The sequence below is a fragment of the Streptomyces sp. NPDC012794 genome, from assembly GCF_042901085.1.
GTDB lineage: Bacteria > Actinomycetota > Actinomycetes > Streptomycetales > Streptomycetaceae > Streptomyces.
In genome coordinates this window covers 261399-279802 of sequence record NZ_JBIBCI010000010.1, presented here as the reverse complement: position 1 = coordinate 279802, position 18404 = coordinate 261399, and the positions used below count along the sequence as shown (strand labels likewise).

Annotated in this window: 15 protein-coding genes; 3 read left to right on the top strand and 12 right to left on the bottom strand. The window is 71.6% G+C overall.

Annotation, left to right across the window (positions count from 1 at the left end; all coding sequences use genetic code 11):
- Positions 1 to 120: 120 nt before the first annotated feature.
- A complete protein-coding gene (locus tag ACFY7H_RS20890; protein ID WP_388939973.1) occupies positions 121 to 1005 on the bottom strand; it encodes a LysR family transcriptional regulator in 885 nt (294 codons plus the stop codon).
- A 99-nt stretch (positions 1006 to 1104) separates the two neighbouring features.
- Here ACFY7H_RS20890 and ACFY7H_RS20885 point away from each other — a divergent pair, with 99 nt between their 5' ends.
- On the top strand, positions 1105 to 2118 hold the full coding sequence (locus tag ACFY7H_RS20885; RefSeq protein ID WP_388939971.1) for an NADP-dependent oxidoreductase: 1014 nt from the start codon (positions 1105 to 1107) through the stop codon (positions 2116 to 2118).
- A 12-nt stretch (positions 2119 to 2130) separates the two neighbouring features.
- Here ACFY7H_RS20885 and ACFY7H_RS20880 read toward each other — a convergent pair whose 3' ends face one another.
- Complete coding sequence (locus ACFY7H_RS20880) at positions 2131 to 2679, bottom strand: GNAT family N-acetyltransferase (protein WP_388939969.1); 549 nt, start codon at positions 2677 to 2679, stop codon at positions 2131 to 2133.
- Positions 2676 to 3389: a tyrosine-protein phosphatase gene (locus tag ACFY7H_RS20875; RefSeq protein WP_388939967.1), complete on the bottom strand. Its 714-nt coding sequence runs from the start codon at positions 3387 to 3389 to the stop codon at positions 2676 to 2678. The genes ACFY7H_RS20880 and ACFY7H_RS20875 overlap by 4 nt, the downstream gene beginning before the upstream one ends.
- Positions 3390 to 3470: 81 nt before the next feature.
- Here ACFY7H_RS20875 and ACFY7H_RS20870 point away from each other — a divergent pair, with 81 nt between their 5' ends.
- The gene (locus ACFY7H_RS20870; RefSeq protein WP_388939965.1) at positions 3471 to 4172 is read left to right on the top strand and encodes a nitroreductase family protein; all 702 of its coding nucleotides are present in this window, start codon (positions 3471 to 3473) and stop codon (positions 4170 to 4172) included.
- Positions 4173 to 4260: 88 nt separating this feature from the next.
- Here the strand turns inward: ACFY7H_RS20870 and pruA are convergent, their stop codons facing one another.
- Both pruA and ACFY7H_RS20860 read right to left on the bottom strand, forming a co-directional pair.
- Entirely contained in the window at positions 4261 to 5892 is a 1632-nt protein-coding gene (gene pruA, locus ACFY7H_RS20865; protein WP_388939963.1) for an L-glutamate gamma-semialdehyde dehydrogenase, read from the bottom strand.
- A 20-nt stretch (positions 5893 to 5912) separates the two neighbouring features.
- A complete protein-coding gene (locus ACFY7H_RS20860) occupies positions 5913 to 6839 on the bottom strand; it encodes a proline dehydrogenase family protein (RefSeq protein WP_388939961.1) in 927 nt (308 codons plus the stop codon).
- Positions 6840 to 7039: 200 nt separating this feature from the next.
- On the opposite strand from ACFY7H_RS20860, the gene ACFY7H_RS20855 reads away from it, so the two are divergent.
- Positions 7040 to 8254, top strand: coding sequence for a PucR family transcriptional regulator (locus ACFY7H_RS20855; RefSeq protein WP_388939959.1), 1215 nt, complete (start codon positions 7040 to 7042; stop codon positions 8252 to 8254).
- 7 nt (positions 8255 to 8261) lie between these two features.
- Here the strand turns inward: ACFY7H_RS20855 and ACFY7H_RS20850 are convergent, their stop codons facing one another.
- The 7 genes from ACFY7H_RS20850 to ACFY7H_RS20820 all read right to left on the bottom strand — a co-directional run bounded on the left by ACFY7H_RS20850 (position 8262) and on the right by ACFY7H_RS20820 (position 18116).
- A complete protein-coding gene (locus tag ACFY7H_RS20850; protein WP_388939957.1) occupies positions 8262 to 8792 on the bottom strand; it encodes an RDD family protein in 531 nt (176 codons plus the stop codon).
- Positions 8789 to 9403: a TetR/AcrR family transcriptional regulator gene (locus tag ACFY7H_RS20845; RefSeq protein WP_388939956.1), complete on the bottom strand. Its 615-nt coding sequence runs from the start codon at positions 9401 to 9403 to the stop codon at positions 8789 to 8791. The genes ACFY7H_RS20850 and ACFY7H_RS20845 overlap by 4 nt, the downstream gene beginning before the upstream one ends.
- A 162-nt stretch (positions 9404 to 9565) precedes the next feature.
- Complete coding sequence (gene serA, locus ACFY7H_RS20840; protein WP_388939954.1) at positions 9566 to 11155, bottom strand: phosphoglycerate dehydrogenase; 1590 nt, start codon at positions 11153 to 11155, stop codon at positions 9566 to 9568.
- A gap of 290 nt (positions 11156 to 11445) precedes the next feature.
- A complete protein-coding gene (gene ilvC, locus ACFY7H_RS20835) occupies positions 11446 to 12447 on the bottom strand; it encodes a ketol-acid reductoisomerase (RefSeq protein ID WP_388939952.1) in 1002 nt (333 codons plus the stop codon).
- A gap of 124 nt (positions 12448 to 12571) precedes the next feature.
- Positions 12572 to 13096 (bottom strand): acetolactate synthase small subunit, encoded by a 525-nt coding sequence (gene ilvN / locus ACFY7H_RS20830; protein WP_388939950.1) that lies wholly within the window; start codon positions 13094 to 13096, stop codon positions 12572 to 12574.
- Between the two features lie 32 nt (positions 13097 to 13128).
- Positions 13129 to 15015 (bottom strand): acetolactate synthase large subunit, encoded by a 1887-nt coding sequence (locus ACFY7H_RS20825; RefSeq protein ID WP_388939948.1) that lies wholly within the window; start codon positions 15013 to 15015, stop codon positions 13129 to 13131.
- Between the two features lie 227 nt (positions 15016 to 15242).
- Positions 15243 to 18116: a putative bifunctional diguanylate cyclase/phosphodiesterase gene (locus tag ACFY7H_RS20820; RefSeq protein ID WP_388939946.1), complete on the bottom strand. Its 2874-nt coding sequence runs from the start codon at positions 18114 to 18116 to the stop codon at positions 15243 to 15245.
- Between the last annotated feature and the right edge of the window lie 288 nt (positions 18117 to 18404).

Below are 18404 nucleotides of genomic sequence, written 5' to 3'. Positions count from 1 at the left end.
GCGAGACGTTCGGCTCCTACAAAGCTAGGGCAGGTCCGGCTGTCTGTCTCCGCAATTACTCGGACTTCCTAGTATCTGAGACGGGAAACCCCCGAAGGGAGCCCTCCAGTGGTTCCGTTTTCAGACCTTCTCAGCCCGGAGTTCCCTGATCAGAGCCCTCACGGCGTGGGTCGATGCCAATTCCGGCGTGGTGACGTATCCCACCTGCCTCACCGGCCTCCGTGGCCCCAGACCGGTGATCTCGACGGTGTCCGGCGCCTCGCGCAGCGACAGCTCCGGCATGATCGCCATACCCAGCCCCCGCCCGACCATGGTCAGCACCATGGCGTCGTCCTCGGCCTTCACGGTGGCCCCGGGGATCCAGTCCTGGGCACGCCACCACTCCCGGGTGTAGGAGCCGCAGTTCTCGTCCCAGTCCAGCAGGGGCAGCGCCCTCGGGTCCGCGTGCCCGACCGGGTGCACCAGCGCGTACGCCTCCTCCACGAGCACCCCGGTCAGCAGCCCCGGCGGTACGTCCTCCCGCGCGCCCAGCGTCGCGATGCCCAGGTCCGCCCGGCCCGCGGCCACCTCCCCCGCCGTGCCGGCACCCAGTTCGCGCACCACCCTGACCTCGGGGCGGATCCCCGGGTACAGCACGGCCAGCCGCTCCAGCGCGGGCGGCAGCAGGTGCAGGGCCGCGCTGCGGAAGGCGGCGACGCGCAGCACCCCCTCCCCGGCGTCCCGCCCGGCGGGGGCCCGGGCCGCGCCCCGCGCCTCCGCGCCCAGCACCTCGTACAGCCGCAGGATGCGCCGGCCCAGCGCCACGGCCCGCTCCCCGGCCGGGGTGGGCGAGGCCCCGCCGCGCCCTCGCTCGAAGAGCACCGCGCCGACCTTGCCCTCGCTGCCGCGCACCGAGTGCGAGACGGCGGACTGGCTGATGCCCAGCACGGCGGCCGCGGCGGAGAAGCCGCCCGTCTCGGCGACGGCGACCAGCACCCGGATTTCCTGCGGGGCGAGCTCGGCCATGGGTTCCCACCTCGGTGTATGAGCAGCGTTCATGGATGTGCGGCTTCCATGAGCGCAACCCCCTGCCCGGCTCCGGGATTCCTTCCTACGGTCGGGGCCATGAGCACCGAAACGGCCCACTCCGTCCACCAGATCGCCCGTCCGACCGGTTTCCCGTCCGCCTCCGACTTCGCGTACGTCTCCTCGCCCGTCCCCGAACCCGCCCCCGGCACCGCCCTGGTGGAGAACCTGCTGCTGTCGGTGGACCCGTACCACCGCGGGATGATGGACGGCGGCGAGGGCGGCTTCGAGCTGCACGCCCCGCTGGAGGGCCGCACGGTGGGCCGGGTGACCGCCTCCCGCGACCCGGGCCTGGCGGAGGGCGACCTGGTCTTCCACCGCGCGGGCTGGCGCACCCACTCCCTGGTCACCCTGGGCGTGGACGGCACCCGCAAGCTGCCCGGCCACGCGGGCGTCCCGCTGGAGGCCTACCTGTCGATCCTCGGCGGCACCGGCCTGACGGCCTACGCCGCCCTCACCCGGACGGCGGCCCTGCGCGAGGGCGAGGACCTCTTCGTCTCCGCCGCCGCCGGCGGGGTCGGCACCGCCACCGGGCACATCGCCCGGCTGCTCGGAGCCCGCCGGATCATCGGCAGCGCCGGCTCGGCGGCGAAGACCGCCCACCTCACCGGGACCCTCGGCTTCGACGCCGCCTTCGACTACCACGACGGGCCCGTCGCCGAGCAGCTGGCGCAGGCCGCGCCGGACGGCGTCGACGTCTACGTGGACAACGTGGGCGGGGAGCACCTGGAGGGCGCGATCGCGTCCCTGCGCGAGTACGGGCGGATCGCCTGGGTCGGCGCCATCTCGATGTACAACGGGGACCGCTCCCCCGCCGCGCCGCGCAACCTCTTCGAGGTGGTCCACAAGTCCCTGCGCCTGGAGGGGGTGTTGGTCCGCAACCACACCGGTCTCCAGGACGAGCTGGAGGATCTCCTGGTCCCCCACCTGCGCAGCGGCCGGATCGGCACCGACACCACCGTCGCCGAGGGCTTCGACCGCACCGTGGAGGCCTTCCTGGGCATGCTCCGCGGGGAGAACCTGGGCAAGATGCTCGTACGGGCCGGCAGCTGATTCCGGCCCCGGCTACAGGACGTCCCCGTTGCGCCAGTCGAAGTCGATCCGCCCGGCTGCGTCCGGCACGGCCCCGCCGGGCGGCGTCCACAGGTAGGTCGAGCCCTCCTCCTCGGCCAGCCGCTCGGGCCCCGCCGGGCCGAGGACGCCGATCTGCCCGGCGTACGGCGTCCAGCCCCGGCTCCCGTACAGGGCCGCGCCCTCGTCGGAGGCGGACAGGGCGCCGAGGACGTACGCCCCGGCGATGACGCCCTCCAGCCCGGCCATCACCGCCGCTCCGAGCCCGCGCCGGCGCCGGTCGGCGCGTACGGCGACGGCCTCGACGTACCCGGTCCGCAGGCCCCGCCCCTGGTGCAGCACCCGCCGCTGGACGACGCTGCCGTGCGCCACGAGCACGCCGCCCCCGTACACCAGGGCGTGCATCCCGCCGAGGGCGTGCTCGAAGTCCTCGTCGCCGAAGTCCCCGTCGAAGGCCGCGTCGAGCAGGTCCCGGATCACGGCGAGGTCGTCCGCGCCGAGCTGCGAGGTGTGCGCGAGACGGATGTGCGTGGCGTCGCTCATGCCCCCAGTCTGCCCCGCAGCCGGTCCAGTTCGGCGGCCGTCAGCCCCGCCCAGCTCAGGTAGGCGCCCGCGTCCAGCCACCGCGCGGTGTCCGCGGCCAGGGCGTGGACGGTGGTGCCGAGACCGGCGACGTAGTCCTGGATCTCGGCGGCGTCGTAGGGCCGGCCCAGGGCCGCGTACCGGGCCCGGACCCGCGGCTCGCTCAGAGCGTGGTCGTCGGCCGTCTCCTCCGGGGTCGCCCCGGCCAGCCTCAGCAGGACGAGCGCGATGATCCCCGTCCGGTCGCGGCCCAGACCGCAGTGGAAGGCGACCCCGCCCGGCGGGGCGGTGGCGACGGCCCGGGCGACGGAGGCCACGCGGTCGGGGAACCGTTCCAGGAAAGGCCGGAAATACGCGGGGGTGCCGAAGCCCGGAGTGCCCCACCACACGTCCCAGAAGTCCCGGTGCTCGATGCCGTCGAGCGAGATCCGCAGGGTGGTCAGCCCGGGCGGACGCGGGGCGTGGTCCGGCTCGGCTTCGCCGTCGTTGCGCAGGTCGATGACGGTGCGCACCCCGTGGCGGGCCAGTGTGGTCCAGCCGCGGGCGGTGAGCCCGTCGAGGCTGTCGGACCGTACCAGCGTCCCGGGCCGGAGCGCTCCCAGGCCGCCGAGGTCACGGGCGTTGAAGCAGCCCTCCCACTCCACGAATCGACCGACGTTCGACACGGTCATAGCCCCCCTGTCAGTACACAACGGACATTGGCAGATGACGCTCCCCTGGCCTCGGGGGTTCCCTCGCTGGAAGATCTGCGCATGTCGCCTGAGACCCAGCAGTGGACCCCCACCCATGGCCGGCCCTACCGGCCCGTCCCCTACCGTCCCGCGCGCATGCCGGGCCCCGAATCGCTCGCGCGCGCGGCGGAGTTGCGGGCCCGGATGGACGAGCGGCGGACGGTGCGCCACTTCTCCCCCGATCCCGTCCCCGAGCAGGCCGTCCGCGACGCGATCGCCTGCGCCGCCACCGCGCCCTCCGGGGCGCACCAGCAGCCGTGGACCTTCGTCCTGGTCAAGGACCCGGGCATCCGGCAGCAGATCCGCGCCGCGGCCGAGCAGGAGGAGCAGATCTCCTACGACGGCCGCCTCGGCGACGAGTGGCTCGCCGCGCTGCGCCCCATCGGCACGGACGCCGTGAAGACCCACCTCACGGACGCGCCGGCGCTGATCGTGGTCTTCCAGCAGCGCTACTGGCTCGGCCCGGACGGCACGAAGCGCAAGCACTACTACGTCGACGAGTCGGTCGGCATCGCGGTCGGCATGCTGCTGTCGGCCCTGCACCTGTCGGGCCTGGCGGCGCTCATCCACACCCCGAGCCCGATGCGCTTCCTGGGGCACGTCCTGAACCGTCCGGAGAACGAGAAGGCCTTCGCGGTGATCCCGGTCGGCTACCCCGCGGACGACTGTGAGGTCCCGGACCTGGTCCGCAAGTCCCTGGACCAGGTCCTGGTGGAGGTCTGAACCCGCGGTCCGCCCCCGCGACCTGGACCGCCCCCGCTCCGGGCTTGGGGGTACCGGAGCGGGGGCGGGATTCAGGGGTCGGGCGGGGTCAGCCCATGTGGGGGTAGCCGTACTCGGTCGGCGGGACCAGCGTCTCCTTGATGGAGCGGGTCGAGGTCCAGCGGAGCAGGTTGGACGCCGCGCCGGCCTTGTCGTTCGTACCCGAGGCACGGCCGCCGCCGAAGGGCTGCTGGCCGACGACGGCGCCGGTCGACTTGTCGTTGATGTAGAAGTTGCCCGCCGCGAAGCGGAGCTTCTCCATCGTGTCGGCGGCCGCGTAGCGGTCCTGGGCGATGACGGAGCCGGTCAGGGCGTAGGCCGAGACGTTCTCCATCTGCGCCAGCATCTCGTCGTACTTGTCGTCCTCGTAGACGTGGATCGCGAGGATCGGGCCGAAGTACTCGGTCGTGAAGACCTCGTTGTCCGGGTCGGTGCACTCGATGACGGTCGGGCGGACGAAGTAGCCCTCGGAGTCGTCGTAGGTGCCGCCCGCGACGATCGTGCAGGTCGGGTCGGCCTTCGCACGGTCGATCGCGGCCTTGTTCTTCGCGAAGGAGCGCTCGTCGATGACCGCGCCGATGAAGTTGGACAGGTCGCGGACGTCCCCCATGGCGATGCCGTCGACCTCGGCCGCGAACTGCTCCTTGAAGCCGTCGTTCCAGATGGAGGCCGGGACGTAGGCGCGCGAGGAGGCGGAGCACTTCTGGCCCTGGAACTCGAAGGAGCCGCGGGTCAGGGCGGTCTTCAGGATCGCGCGGTCCGCGGACGGGTGCGCGACGACGAAGTCCTTGCCGCCCGTCTCGCCGACCAGGCGGGGGTAGGAGCGGTACTTCTCGATGTTGTTGCCGACCGTCTTCCACAGGTACTGGAAGGTCTTGGTCGAGCCGGTGAAGTGGATGCCGGCGAGCTCGGGGTGGTTCAGGGCCACCTCGGACACGGCGATGCCGTCGCCCGTCACCAGGTTGATGACGCCCTTGGGCAGACCGGCCGCCTCCAGGAGCTCCATGAGGAGGACCGCGGAGTGGGTCTGCGTCGGGGACGGCTTCCACACGACCACGTTGCCCATGAGCGCGGGGGCGGTGGGCAGGTTGCCGGCGATGGCCGTGAAGTTGAACGGGGTGATCGCGTAGACGAAGCCCTCGAGCGGGCGGTGGTCGCTGCGGTTCCACACGCCGGCGCTGTTCGCGGCCGGCTGCTCGGCCAGGATCTGGCGGGCGAAGTGGACGTTGAAGCGCCAGAAGTCGACGAGCTCGCAGGGGGTGTCGATCTCCGCCTGCTGCACGGTCTTGGACTGGCCCAGCATGGTGGAGGCGGCCAGCTTCTCGCGCCACGGGCCGGCCAGCAGCTCGGCGGCGCGCAGGATGATCGCGGCGCGGTCGTCGAAGGACATCGCGCGCCAGGCCGGGGCGGCGGCCAGGGCGGCGTCGACGGCCTCCTGGGCGTCGGCCTCGGTGGCGTTGGCGTACGTACCGATGACCGACTTGTGGTCGTGGGGCTGGACGACGTCGAAGCGCTCGCCGCCACCCATCCGCTTGACGCCGTTGATCGTCATCGGGAGGTCGATCGGGTTCTCGGACAGCTGCTTCAGCTGGATCTCGAGGCGCGCGCGCTCCGGGCTGCCGGGGGCGTACGAGTGGACCGGCTCGTTGACCGGCGCGGGGACCTGGGTCACAGCATCCATGGGGCTGGTAACTCCTTGACCTAGTTCTTGGTGATCATCGAGCGGAGGAAGAAGAGCAGGTTGGCCGGCTTCTCGGCGAGGCGGCGCATGAAGTAGCCGTACCAGTCGGTGCCGTAGGCCGTGTAGACGCGCATCCGGTGGCCCTCGGCGGCGAGCCGCAGGTGCTCCTCGCTGCGGATGCCGTACAGCATCTGGAACTCGTACTCGTCCAGTTTGCGCCCGGCCTGCCGGGCGAGCTCCTGGGCGATGGCGATGAGGCGCGGGTCGTGGGACCCGATCATCGGGTAGCCCTCGCCCTCCATCAGGATCTTCATGATCCGGACGTACGCCTTGTCGATCTCGGCCTTGTCCTGGTACGCGACCTCGGCGGGCTCCTTGTACGCGCCCTTCACGATCCGGACGCGGCTGCCGGCGGCGGCCAGCCGGCGGGCGTCGGCCTCGGTGCGGAAGAGGTAGGCCTGGATCACGCAGCCGGTCTGCGGGAAGTCCCGGCGCAGCTCCTCGTGGATGGCGAACATCGAGTCGAGGGTGGTGTGGTCCTCGGCGTCCAGCGTGACGGTGGTGCCGATGGCGGCGGCGGCCTCGACGACCGGGCGGACGTTGGCGAGGGCCAGCTCGTGGCCGCCCTCCAGCGCCTGGCCGAACATGGACAGCTTGACCGACATCTCGACCGTCTCGCCCAGCTGAAGCTCCTTGAGGCGCTGGACGAGCTCCAGGTAGGCGTCCCGGGCCGCGTAGGACTGCTCGACGGCGGTGATGTCCTCGCCGACGACGTCGAGGGTGACCTCCAGGCCCTTGCGCGTCAGCTCCTCGACGATCGGGATGACCTGGTCGACCGTCTCACCGGGGATGAACCGGTTGACCACCGGCTTGGTCACCGGGGCGGCGGAAACGATACGGCGCATCTTGTCGCTGCGCGAGGCGGCGAGGATCGCGGGACCCAGCACGGGGCACCTCCAACGGGTGGCAGAAGCGGACGAACGGACGCCGCGGGGGTGGTGCTGCGGCCGTAGGGAAAACGCGAGTGAAACCACCGTGAAACCTAAGGATCTCCACGATCCTCTGCCATCGACAGCTGTCACGCATCCGTGGCCCGGATCTCATACATCTGTCTGAAGGGGAGGCCGCGGAGTGGGAGAATGGCCGCGTGAAAGGCGATTACCAGGACCTGGTGGACGAGATCTCGGCGCTGCTCGGCGCCCCGGCGACGCTGGAGAACCGGGACTTCCGCCTCATCGCCTTCGGCGCGCACGACAGCGAGGACGACCTCGTGATGGACCCGGTGCGCACCCGCTCGATCCTGACCCGGCAGTCGACGGCGGCCGTCCGGGCCTGGTTCGAGGGCTTCGGCATCGCGCGCGCCACCGGCCCGGTGCGCATCCCGGCGGCCCCGGACGCGGGCGTCTTCCGGGGGCGGATCTGCCTGCCGGTGCGGTACCGGGGCATCGTGCAGGGCTACGTGTGGCTCCTCGACCAGGATCCGGGCCCGGGTCCGGCCGCCCTGGAGGCCGCCATGGACGTGGCCCGGCGGATCGGGGTGCTGCTCGCCGAGGAGGCCAGGGCGGGCGCCGACCTCTCCCGGGAGTTCCTGGCGGTGCTGACCGCCGGCCCGGGCTGGCAGCAGGACATGGCGGTGGCCGCGCTGCGGGTGGCGCTGGGGCCCGGGGCCGAGGGACCGCACGCCGCCGTGTGCGTGGCCCCGTGGTCCGGGGAGGCTCCGGGATCGGTGCCGGGGGCGGCGGCGGTGTGTGTGGTCCCGGCGGGGGGCGAGGGCCCGGACGGCGCGGGTGCCGGTCCCGCGTCGGCGGTGCTCGCGGTGCTGCTGCGGCTGCGGTCGGGGGACGCGACGGCTCCGGCCCTGGCGGCGGCCGGGCGGCTGCTGCCGTCGGCGGCGGCTCCGGCGGGCGGGCCGGGCGGCGGTGCGCGGGGCCCGTCCGGGGGCGGCGCCGTCACCGCCGGGCTGTCCGACCCGGTCCGGGCGCTCACGGAGCTGCCCGCCGCCTGGGCCCAGGCCACCGCCGCCGCCCGGGCGGCGGCCGCGCAGCCGGGGCTGGGGCCGGTGGCGCGGTGGGCGGGGATCGGGCCGTACCGGATGCTGGCCGCCGTGGCCGCGGGCCCGGCGGACGACCCGGCGACCCGGGCCCTGCTGGCTCCGGCCCACCGGGAACTGGCCCGCACCGCCGAGGTGTTCCTCGACTGCGCGGGGCAGGCGGGCCGCGCGGCGGCGGAGCTGGGCATCCACCGCCAGACCCTGTACTACCGGCTGGGCCGGGTCGAGCAGCTGACGGGGCTCGACCTGGACGCCGGCGAGGACAGGCTGCTGCTCCACATGGCGCTCAAGGCCGCCCGCCTGCAGGCCTGAGCGCCGTTCAGGCGACGGTCGGGCGGCGGTGGATGACCGCGCTGCCGACGGCCTTGTCGTGGATGCCGAGGGCGTCGGGGCTGAGCGTCATGGAGGACGCGTTGGCCACGGCCGGCAAGGGGATGCCGGTGACCACCAGGTTGGTGAGGTGGCGGACCACCGCCTGCCCGTAGGAGAGGCGCCCGCCCCCGCGGGCGACGACCTCCATGCCCATCAGCCGCTTGCCGGGCGTCGCCCCCCGGCGCGAGACGGACAGCGGCGAGTAGAGCAGCACGAAGGCCGCCGTCCAGGCCGCCGCGGCCGACTGCCAGGCGGTAGCGGATTCACGGTCGGGCAGGGCGAGGACTCCGAGCACCCGGTCGAACCCGAGGAGCGGTACGAGGATCACCACGACGGCGATGGTCAGGTCCACGGCCGTGGCGGCGCAGCGCCGCATGATCCCGGCCGGGGAGCGGGGCAGCGGCCGGGCGTCCGGGATGCGGCCCACGGGCGGCAGCGGGCCGAGGTCGTCCCCGGCCGGCAGGAACCCGGATCTCATCGGGTCTGCTCCAGCGGGCGTCCGGCGGATCCGCCCGCGGCGGCCGTCAGCCCCTCCGCGATGCGGCGGAGCCCCTCGGTGAACTCCTCGGCGGAGGCGGCGGTGCCGGGGTCGAGCAGCCACTGGATCATCAGGCCGTTGAGCAGCGCCTGGCAGACGGAGCCGAGGGTGCGCTCGTCGCGTTCCGTGAGCTCCTCCTCGGGGGTGCCGGTGAGGAGCGAGATCAGGCCGCGGCGGCCCTCGGCCTGGGAGGCGGCGAGCATCCCGCGCAGCTGCGGCAGCCGTTCGCCGCTCAGCGCGACCTCCATGCTGGCCGCCCAGACGGGGGCCGAGGTGTCGTGCTGGGCGAGGACCCCTTCCCACAGGGCGCGCAGGCGCTCCAGGGACCCGTCCGCACCGGGCATGCCGTCCTGGAAGGCCGTTTCGCCCCACTGCTGCATCAGGGCGATGAACGCCTGGGTGAGCAGGGCGTCCTTGGAACCGTAGTGGTAGCCGATGGAGGCCAGGTTCGTGCCGGAGGCGCCGACGATGTCGCGCGCGGTGGTGCGTACGAAACCCTTCTCGACCAGGCACTTCTTGGCGCCTTCGAGGAGATCCTCTTTGTGTCCCATGGCCGTCACCGTAGCAAGGCGGCCGTCCTGGACGAAGGTCTCGCACGCAGTGTTTATACATCCGTCATATACGGGCGTCCCATGCGTACGCGCCCCCTCGGACAGGGGATGACACGAAGGGGCCCGGGGTTGACCCCGGGCCCCCTCGACGGTGTGCGACGGTCAGCCGAGGTTGACCGTACGGGCCGAGGCGGCGCCGATCTCCGCCGAGATGGCCGCGAGGACGTCCGCCGGGACCGCCGCGTCGACGGTGAGGACGACGAGCGCCTCGCCGCCCTCCTCGGCACGGGCGACCTGCATGCCCGCGATGTTCAGACCGGCCTCCCCGAGGAGCTGGCCGACCTTGCCGACGACGCCCGGGCGGTCGGTGTAGCGCAGCACGATCATGTGGTCGGCCAAGGCCAGGTCCACGTCGTACTCGCCGACGCCCACGATCTTCTGAAGGTGCTTCGGGCCGGCGAGCGTGCCGGAGACGGACACCTCCTGGCCGTCCGACAGGGTGCCGCGAACGGTCACCACGTTGCGGTGGTCCGGGGACTCCGAGCTGGTGGTCAGTCGGACCTCGACGCCGCGCTCCTGCGCGAACAGCGGGGCGTTGACGTAGGAGACCGTCTCGTCGACGACGTCCTCGAAGACACCCTTGAGAGCGGAGAGTTCCAGCACCTTGACGTCGTGCTGGGTGATCTCGCCGCAGACCTCGACGTCGAGGCGGACCGCGACCTCGCCCGCGAGGGCGGTGAAGATGCGGCCGAGCTTCTCGGCGAGCGGCAGGCCCGGACGGACGTCCTCGGCGATGACACCGCCCTGGACGTTGACCGCGTCCGGCACGAGCTCGCCGGCGAGGGCGAGCCGCACCGACTTGGCCACCGCGATGCCGGCCTTCTCCTGGGCCTCGTCCGTGGACGCGCCGAGGTGCGGGGTGCAGACGACCTGGTCGAGCTCGAAGAGCGGGGAGTCCGTGCAGGGCTCCTTCGCGTACACGTCGAGGCCGGCGCCGGCGACGCGGCCCTCCTTGATGGCCGAGTACAGCGCGGCCTCGTCCACGATCCCGCCGCGCGCGGCGTTGACGATGCGGACGGACGGCTTCACCTTGTGCAGGGCCTCGTCCCCGATGAGACCGACGGTCTCGGGGGTCTTCGGCAGGTGCACGGTGATGAAGTCGGCGACCTCGAGCAGCTCGTCCAGCGTCAGCATCTTGACGCCCATCTGGGCGGCGCGCGCGGGCTGTACGTACGGGTCGTACGCGACGACCTTCATGCCGAAGGCCGACATGCGCTGGGCGACCAGGACACCGATGCGGCCGAGGCCGACGACGCCGAGGGTCTTCTCGCTGAGCTCGACGCCCGTGTACTTGTTCCGCTTCCACTCGCCGTTCTTCAGGGCGGTGTTGGCCTGCGGAATGTTGCGGGCGGTGGCCACGAGCAGGCCGCAGGCCAGCTCGGCGGCGGTGACGATGTTGGAGGTCGGGGCGTTCACGACCATCACGCCCGCCTTGGTGGCGGCGGAGACGTCGACGTTGTCGAGGCCGACACCGGCGCGGGCGACGACCTTCAGCTTCTTGGCCGCGGCGATGGCCTCGGCGTCCACCTTGGTGGCGGAGCGGACGAGGATCGCGTCGACGTCCGTGATCGCAGGGAGCAGCTCGGCGCGGTCGGCGCCGTTGACGTGCCGGATCTCGAAGTCCGGACCGAGCGCGTCCACCGTGGCGGGCGACAGCTCTTCGGCGATGAGTACGACAGGTTTCGAGCTCACGTGGGTCCTCACAAGTCCAGTGCGGACGGCCGTCCCGACGGCCGCAGGCGGTGGAGGGGGTAGCCGCGTGGAAGACGCACGACACTGTGGGCCTGACGCGTTGTGTTCAGCAGTGTAGTAGCGGTTCGGGCGCGGATTTCCTCCTGTACGGAAGGATCACCCGTCCGGGATTGGCCGGGGTGGACAATCCGCGCTATCCGAGGGCTACATTCCGGTGATCCTCGACCGGGGGAACCGGCGGATGCGCGGCGGGGCCGGGACGCACCGTCCCGGCCCCGCCGTTCACGAGATCAGCTCTCGTCGTTGTCGACCCAGCTCATCAGCTTGCGCAGCTTCTTGCCGGTGGTCTCGAGCAGGTGCTCGGAGTCCGCCTTCTTGTACTCGTTGTACTTCGGCAGACCGGCCTTGTACTCGGCCATCCACTCCTCGGCGAACTTGCCGCTCTGGATCTCCTCCAGGACCTTCTTCATCTCGGCCTTGGTGGCGTCGGTGATGACGCGCGGGCCGGTGATGTAGTCGCCCCACTCGGCGGTCTCGGAGACCGACCAGCGCATCTTCTCCAGGCCGCCCTCGTACATGAGGTCGACGATGAGCTTCAGCTCGTGCAGGCACTCGAAGTACGCGATCTCCGGCTGGTAGCCGGCCTCGGTCAGGGTCTCGAAACCGGCCTTGACCAGAGCGGAGGCGCCACCGCAGAGGACGGCCTGCTCACCGAACAGGTCGGTCTCGGTCTCCTCGGTGAAGGTGGTCTTGATGACGCCGGCGCGGGTGCCGCCGATGCCGGCCGCGTACGACAGGGCCAGGGCGAAGGCGTTGCCCGAGAAGTCCTGCTCGACGGCGGCGATGCAGGGAACGCCGCGGCCCTCCTCGTACTGACGGCGGACCAGGTGGCCCGGGCCCTTCGGGGCGACCAGGGCGACGTCCACGTTGGCCGGGGGCTTGATGAAGCCGTACCGGACGTTGAAGCCGTGGCCGAAGAAGAGCGCGTCGCCCTCCTGCAGGTGGTCCTTGATGGACGCCTCGTAGATCTCGGCCTGGAGCGGGTCCGGGGTCAGGATCATGATGACGTTCGCCCACTCGGCGGCCTCGGCCACGGAGACGACCTTCAGGCCCTGCTCCTCGGCCTTGGCCTTGGAGCCGGAGCCCTCCTTGAGGCCGACGACGACGTCGACGCCGGAGTCACGGAGCGACAGCGCGTGGGCGTGGCCCTGGCTGCCGTAACCGATGACCGCGACCTTGCGGCCCTGGATGATGGACAGGTCGGCGTCGTTCTCGTAGAACAGCTCGGCCACTGGGATATCTCCTTGGTGCGCTGGTGTTGCTCCCACCGTACGGCGGGGAACGGAATGAGAGTTTCTCGGTCTCGCTATGCGGGCCGGCGTGTCAGCCCCGCGTCATGAACCGGACGCGCGGGGCTCAGGCGCTGCGCTCGAGGGAGCGCAGGCTGCGGTCCGTGATGGACCGTCCGCCACGCCCTATGGCGATGGTGCCGGACTGCACGAGCTCCTTGATGCCGAAGGGCTCCAGCATCTTGAGCATGGCGCCGAGCTTGTCGCTGCCGCCGGTGGCCTCGATGGTGACGGCCTCCGGGGAGACGTCGACGGTCTTGGCGCGGAACAGCTGGACGATCTCGACGATCTGCGAGCGGGTCTCGTTGTCGGCGCGGACCTTCACGAGGACGAGTTCGCGCTCGATGGCGTTCGACGGCTCCAGCTCGACGATCTTGAGCACGTTGACCAGCTTGTTGAGCTGCTTGGTCACCTGCTCCAGCGGAAGGTCCTCGACGTTGACCACGATGGTGATGCGGGAGATGTCGGGGTGCTCGGTGACGCCGACCGCGAGGGAGTCGATGTTGAACCCGCGGCGGGAGAACAGCGCGGCGATCCGGGCGAGGATGCCGGGCGTGTTCTCGACCAGGACGGAGAGCGTGTGCTTGGACATGTGAGTCGTTCTCTCTCTCGGGCTCTCTCGGCTCAGTCGTCTTCGTTGTCGCCGAAGTCGGGGCGGACGCCCCGGGCTGCCATGACCTCGTCGTTGGAGGTGCCTGCGGCGACCATCGGCCACACCATGGCGTCCTCGTGGACGATGAAGTCGATCACGACCGGGCGGTCGTTGATCGCGTTGGCCTCGGCGATGACCTTGTCCAGGTCCGCCGGGTCCTCGCAGCGCAGCGCGACGCAGCCCATGGCCTCGGACAGCTTGACGAAGTCCGGGACGCGGGTCCCCTTGCGGGGCGCGTTGGACTCGCCGAGCTGCGAGCCCACGGTGTCGTGGCCCGTCTCGTCCGCGTGCAGCACGGTGTTGGAGTACCGCTGGTTGTAGAACAGGGTCTGCCACTGGCGGACCATGCCCAGCGCACCGTTGTTGATGATCGCGACCTTGATCGGGATGTTGTTCAGCGCGCAGGTGACCAGTTCCTGATTGGTCATCTGGAAGCAGCCGTCGCCGTCGATCGCCCAGACGGTGCGCTCCGGCATCCCGACCTTGGCGCCCATCGCGGCGGGGACCGCGTAGCCCATGGTTCCGGCGCCGCCGGAGTTCAGCCAGGTGCGCGGCTCCTCGTACTTGACGAAGTGCGAGGCCCACATCTGGTGCTGGCCGACGCCCGCCGCGAAGATCGTGCTCTTGGGTGCGAGCGCGCCGATCCGCTCGATGACCTGCTGCGGGGAGAGCATGCCGTCCTCGGGCAGGTCGTAGCCCAGCGGGTAGGTCTCGCGCCAGCGGTTGAGGTCCTTCCACCAGGCGGTGTAGTCGCCCGCGTTGCCCTCGGTGTGCTCGGCCTGGACGGCCTGGATCAGGTCGGCGATCACCTCGCGGGCGTCGCCCACGATCGGGACGTCGACCTCCCGGTTCTTGCCGATCTCGGCCGGGTCGATGTCCGCGTGGATGACCTTGGCGAAGGGGGCGAAGCTGTCCAGCTTGCCGGTGACGCGGTCGTCGAAGCGGGTGCCGAGCGCGATCAGCAGGTCCGACTTCTGCAGCGCGGTGACACCGGTGACGGAGCCGTGCATGCCCGGCATGCCGACGTGCAGCGGGTGGCTGTCGGGGAAGGAGCCCAGGGCCATCAGCGTGGTGGCCACCGGGACGCCGGTCAGCTCGGCGAGGACCTTGAGCTCGGCCGTGGCACCGGACTTCATGACGCCGCCGCCGACGTACAGGACGGGGCGCTTGGCCTGGCAGATGAGCTTGGCGGCCTCGCGGATCTGCTTGGCGTGCGGCTTGGTGACGGGCCGGTAGCCGGGCAGGTCCATGGCGGGCGGCCAGGAGAACGTGGTCTTCGCCTGGAGGGCGTCCTTGGCGATGTCGACCAGAACCGGGCCGGGGCGTCCGGTGGAGGCGATGTGGAAGGCCTCGGCGATCGTCCTCGGGATGTCCTCGGCCTTGGTGACCAGGAAGTTGTGCTTGGTGATCGGCATGGTGATGCCGACGATGTCCGCCTCCTGGAAGGCGTCGGTGCCGATCGCCTTGGAGGAGACCTGGCCCGTGATGGCGACGAGCGGGACGGAGTCCATGTGCGCGTCGGCGATCGGGGTGACCAGGTTGGTGGCGCCCGGGCCGGACGTGGCCATGCAGACGCCGACCTTGCCGGTGGCCTGGGCGTAGCCGGTGGCGGCGTGGCCGGCCCCCTGCTCGTGGCGGACCAGGATGTGACGGACCCTCTTGCTGTCCATCATCGGGTCGTAGGCCGGGAGGATGGCGCCGCCCGGGATACCGAAGACGGTGTCGCACCCCACCTCTTCGAGAGAGCGGATGAGGGACTGCGCACCCGTCACGTGCTCAACTGCGGCGGACTGCTGTCCGCCCGTACGGGGCCGCGGCTGCGGATGGTGGGCCCCGGAGGCCTGCTCGGTCATCGGCATTCTCTTCTCGAAGCTGAGGGTTTTACGAGGAGCGGGGGTGCTCCGGATCAGGTCCGGAGACGTGTGCCAGTGCAACAAAAAACCCCTCGTGCCGGGTGGCAAGCGAGGGGAGCGCGTCGGTGGTGTCGAGCGGGGACATGCAGGCCCCAGCTTCAGCCGACGCGCTTTCCAAGTACGAGAATTCGGGTGCGCATGGCATTGACCCTCCCTCCGGCGGGAGGTGGATGTCAAGCGGGTGGGACGGGCGTCTCATTATGTGAGCCCCTATGGATGACCATCGAGCCACCGGACGAGCCTCCGGCCAAGGCCGGCTGGGCCGTACCGCCCGGTACTGGGAACGTACCTCTCACGAGCGAGCGGCGCAGCCTGTATTCGTCGAGTGGTCCGGAGAAGGCCGCGCCCTGGCCGTGGGTGCACCCCATCGCCCGCAGGGCCAGCACCTGCTCGGGGTGGTCCACCCCGTCGGCCACGGACTGCATGCCGAGGTCGTTTGCGATGCGCAACAATCCAGCCGTGATCTTGTGCAGCCTGGCCGATTCGACCACGCCTTCGACCAGCCCCCGGTCGAGTTTGAGCAGGTCCACCGGGAGGCGGCGCAGGGCGCTGATGGCCGCGTAGCCGCTGCCGAAGCCGTCGAGGGCGATCCGTACGCCGAGCCGGTGCAGGGCCGTCAGGCGGCGCTCAAGCTCGTCGAAGGGCACCCTGGGGTCGGAGGCGGCCAGTTCCAGCACGAGGGCGCCGGAGGGCAGCCCGTGGCGGTTCAGGAGGGCCTCCACGCTCCCCCCGGGCACGGAGAGGTCCAGCAGCCGCTGGGCGGTCATCCGGACGGCCACTGGTACGCCGTGCCCCGCCCGGTGCCGCTCGGCGGCCTGCTCCACCGCCTGTTCGAGGAGCCATCGGCCCAGTTCGGCCGTGCGGGAGGCGTCCGGCCCGGCGGCCGGGCCGCCCTCGCTGTGCTCGGCCACCCGGAGGAATTCGGCGGGGGTGAAGAGGATCCCCTGGGCCGAACGCCAGCGGGCCTGCGCGGCGACCGCCGTGACCTCGCCGGTGGCCAGGGAGACCACGGGCTGGTGCAGCAGGGCGAAGTCGCCGTCGTGCAGGGCGGTGCGCAGCCGCCCGGCCAGCTCGGCCTTGCGGACGATCTCGGCCTGCATCTGCGGCGCGTACAGCTCGACCCGGTCCTTGCCGCCCGCCTTGGCCCGGTACATCGCGAGGTCCGCGTTGCGCATGAGGTCCGCGGGGGTGATGCCGGGGTCGGCGAAGGCGACGCCGATGCTGGCGGCCACCCGGACCTCGCTCCCGGCGATGCGGTAGGGCTGGGAGAGGGTGGCGCGCAGCCGGTCGGCGATGTCGTGGACCTGGCACTCGCGGGCACTGCGGTCGCGGCTGCCGTCGCCGAGGATGAGCGCGGCGAACTCGTCGCCGCCGAGCCGGGCGGCGGTGTCCCCGGCCCGGACGGCGTCCTGGAGGCGGCGGGCGGCCTCGATGAGCAGCTCGTCGCCGGCCTGGTGGCCGATGGTGTCGTTGACGGCCTTGAAGCCGTCGAGGTCGATGAAGAGCACGGCGGTGCTGTGGTCGCCGGCCCGGCGGCCGGTGAGGGCCTGGCGGACCCGGCGGGTGAACAGGGCCCGGTTGGGCAGGTCGGTCAGCGGGTCGTGCTCGGCGCTGTGCTGGAGCTGGGCCTGGAGGCGGACCCGCTCGGTGACGTCGCGGCTGTTGAGGATGAGGCCGCCCTGGTGGCGGTTGACCGTGGACTCCACGTTCAGCCACTCGCCGCCGCCCGACCTGAAGCGGCACTCGATGCGGGTGGTGGGCTCCTCGGCGGGCGGGGCGGCCAGGAAGCGGCGTACCTCGTGGACCACCCGGCCGAGGTCCTCGGGGTGGATCAGGGCGGCGAGCTCCGTGCCGACCAGCTCCTCCGCCTCGCGGCCGTAGACCCCGGCGGCGGCTGGGCTGACGTAGCGCAGGGTCCCGGTGGGCGCGGCGATCATGATGACGTCGCTGGAGCCCTGGACCAGGGATCGGAAGTGGTTCTCCTTCTGGGCCAGTTCCTGGGTGAGCGCGATGTTGTCGAGGAGCATGATGCCCTGCCGGATGACGAGGGCGAGGACGACGGTGCAGCCGGTGAAGACCACCATCCGGTCGACCTTCCGGCCGTCCACGACGTTGGCCAGGATGCCAAGGGTGCAGACGGCGGCCGCGAGGTACGGGGTGAGGGCGGGCAGCGAGCCGGTGATGGGACGGCTGTGGGGCCGGTCGTGGCGCGGCGGCGAGGGACGCGGCGCCGGTTCGGGCCGGCGGGCGCCCCAGGGGGCGTACGCGAGCAGCAGCGAGCCCGCGAACCAGCCGGCGTCGAGGATTTCCCCGGAGCTGTACGTGGTGTTGAGCAGCGGCGAGGTGAACAGCGCGTCGCTCAGGACGGTCAGGGCGAGGGCCGCGATCGCCGTGTTGACCGCCGAGCGGTTGTTCGCCGAGCGCCGGAAGTGCAGCACCAGGACCATCGAGACCAGCGCGATGTCGAGGAGCGGGTACGCGAGCGAGAGCGCGGCGCGCAGCACGTTGCCGGGGGCGCCCGACTGGGCGGTGCGGGCGGCGTTGGCGAGGGCCAGGCTCCAGGAGAGGGTCAGCAGGGAGCCGCCGATGAGCCAGGAGTCGAGGCCGAGGCAGACCCAACCGGCGCGGGTGACCGGGCGTTTGGCCAGGACGAGCAGGCCCACGATGGCGGGCGGTGCGAAGCAGAGGAAGGCGAAGTCGGCGATCGAGGGCTCGGGGAGCTTCTGGTCGAGGACCACCTCGTACCAGCCCCAGACCGCGTTCCCCAGGCCGCCCATGAGCGAGGAGAAGGCGAACATCAGCCAGGCGGGGCGCTCACGCCGGTCGATCGCGCGGGCGTAGTGGTAGCAGGAGAACGCGGCCAGTAATCCGGCGGCGCTGAGCCCGAAGTCGCCCATGATCTTGGCGAGTTCGTCCGACCCCCAGCCGAGGGCGGCCCCGACGGCGTAGCCGCCGCTCACGAGTGCGAGGAGGAGTTGCGCCGCGATGCTCCGGCCGCCGCCCGTGACCGGCGACCGGGTCAGGAGCGCCGCCCCCTGGGCGCTCACCGGTGCCCCTCGCCGGACGGTTCTGGCGCAACCCAGTGCCGGCGGCGCCGCCTCCGGCGGCTCTGCCGCATCGGATCCTTCGTCCATTGGCCGTGCATCGCCCGTCGCCCCCCAAAGTGTCCGATCACTCCCCAGCGCCAGACGTACGTGGCGCAGCCCCTTGTTCCGGACGATACACCACTTTCGTCACTCAGCGACATAGCTTCTCTACGCTCAGTTACCATGAGGGGGGTCGTGGCCACCGGTCGCGTCGGGATGGCCGCCGCCCTGCCGCCGGACCTGCGCGCG

Bases quoted from the DNA above. Each gene is read 5' to 3' on its own strand.
- ACFY7H_RS20825 (WP_388939948.1), bottom strand. From the start codon at position 15,015: ATGCCGATGACCGAGCAGGCCTCCGGGGCCCACCATCCGCAGCCGCGG.
- ACFY7H_RS20880 (WP_388939969.1), bottom strand. From the start codon at position 2,679: ATGAGCGACGCCACGCACATCCGTCTCGCGCACACCTCGCAGCTCGGC.
- ACFY7H_RS20885 (WP_388939971.1), top strand. From the start codon at position 1,105: ATGAGCACCGAAACGGCCCACTCCGTCCACCAGATCGCCCGTCCGACC.
- ilvN (WP_388939950.1), bottom strand. From the start codon at position 13,096: ATGTCCAAGCACACGCTCTCCGTCCTGGTCGAGAACACGCCCGGCATC.
- pruA (WP_388939963.1), bottom strand. From the start codon at position 5,892: ATGGATGCTGTGACCCAGGTCCCCGCGCCGGTCAACGAGCCGGTCCAC.
- ACFY7H_RS20875 (WP_388939967.1), bottom strand. From the start codon at position 3,389: ATGACCGTGTCGAACGTCGGTCGATTCGTGGAGTGGGAGGGCTGCTTC.
- ACFY7H_RS20870 (WP_388939965.1), top strand. From the start codon at position 3,471: ATGTCGCCTGAGACCCAGCAGTGGACCCCCACCCATGGCCGGCCCTAC.
- ACFY7H_RS20845 (WP_388939956.1), bottom strand. From the start codon at position 9,403: ATGGGACACAAAGAGGATCTCCTCGAAGGCGCCAAGAAGTGCCTGGTC.
- ACFY7H_RS20850 (WP_388939957.1), bottom strand. From the start codon at position 8,792: ATGAGATCCGGGTTCCTGCCGGCCGGGGACGACCTCGGCCCGCTGCCG.
- ACFY7H_RS20890 (WP_388939973.1), bottom strand. From the start codon at position 1,005: ATGGCCGAGCTCGCCCCGCAGGAAATCCGGGTGCTGGTCGCCGTCGCC.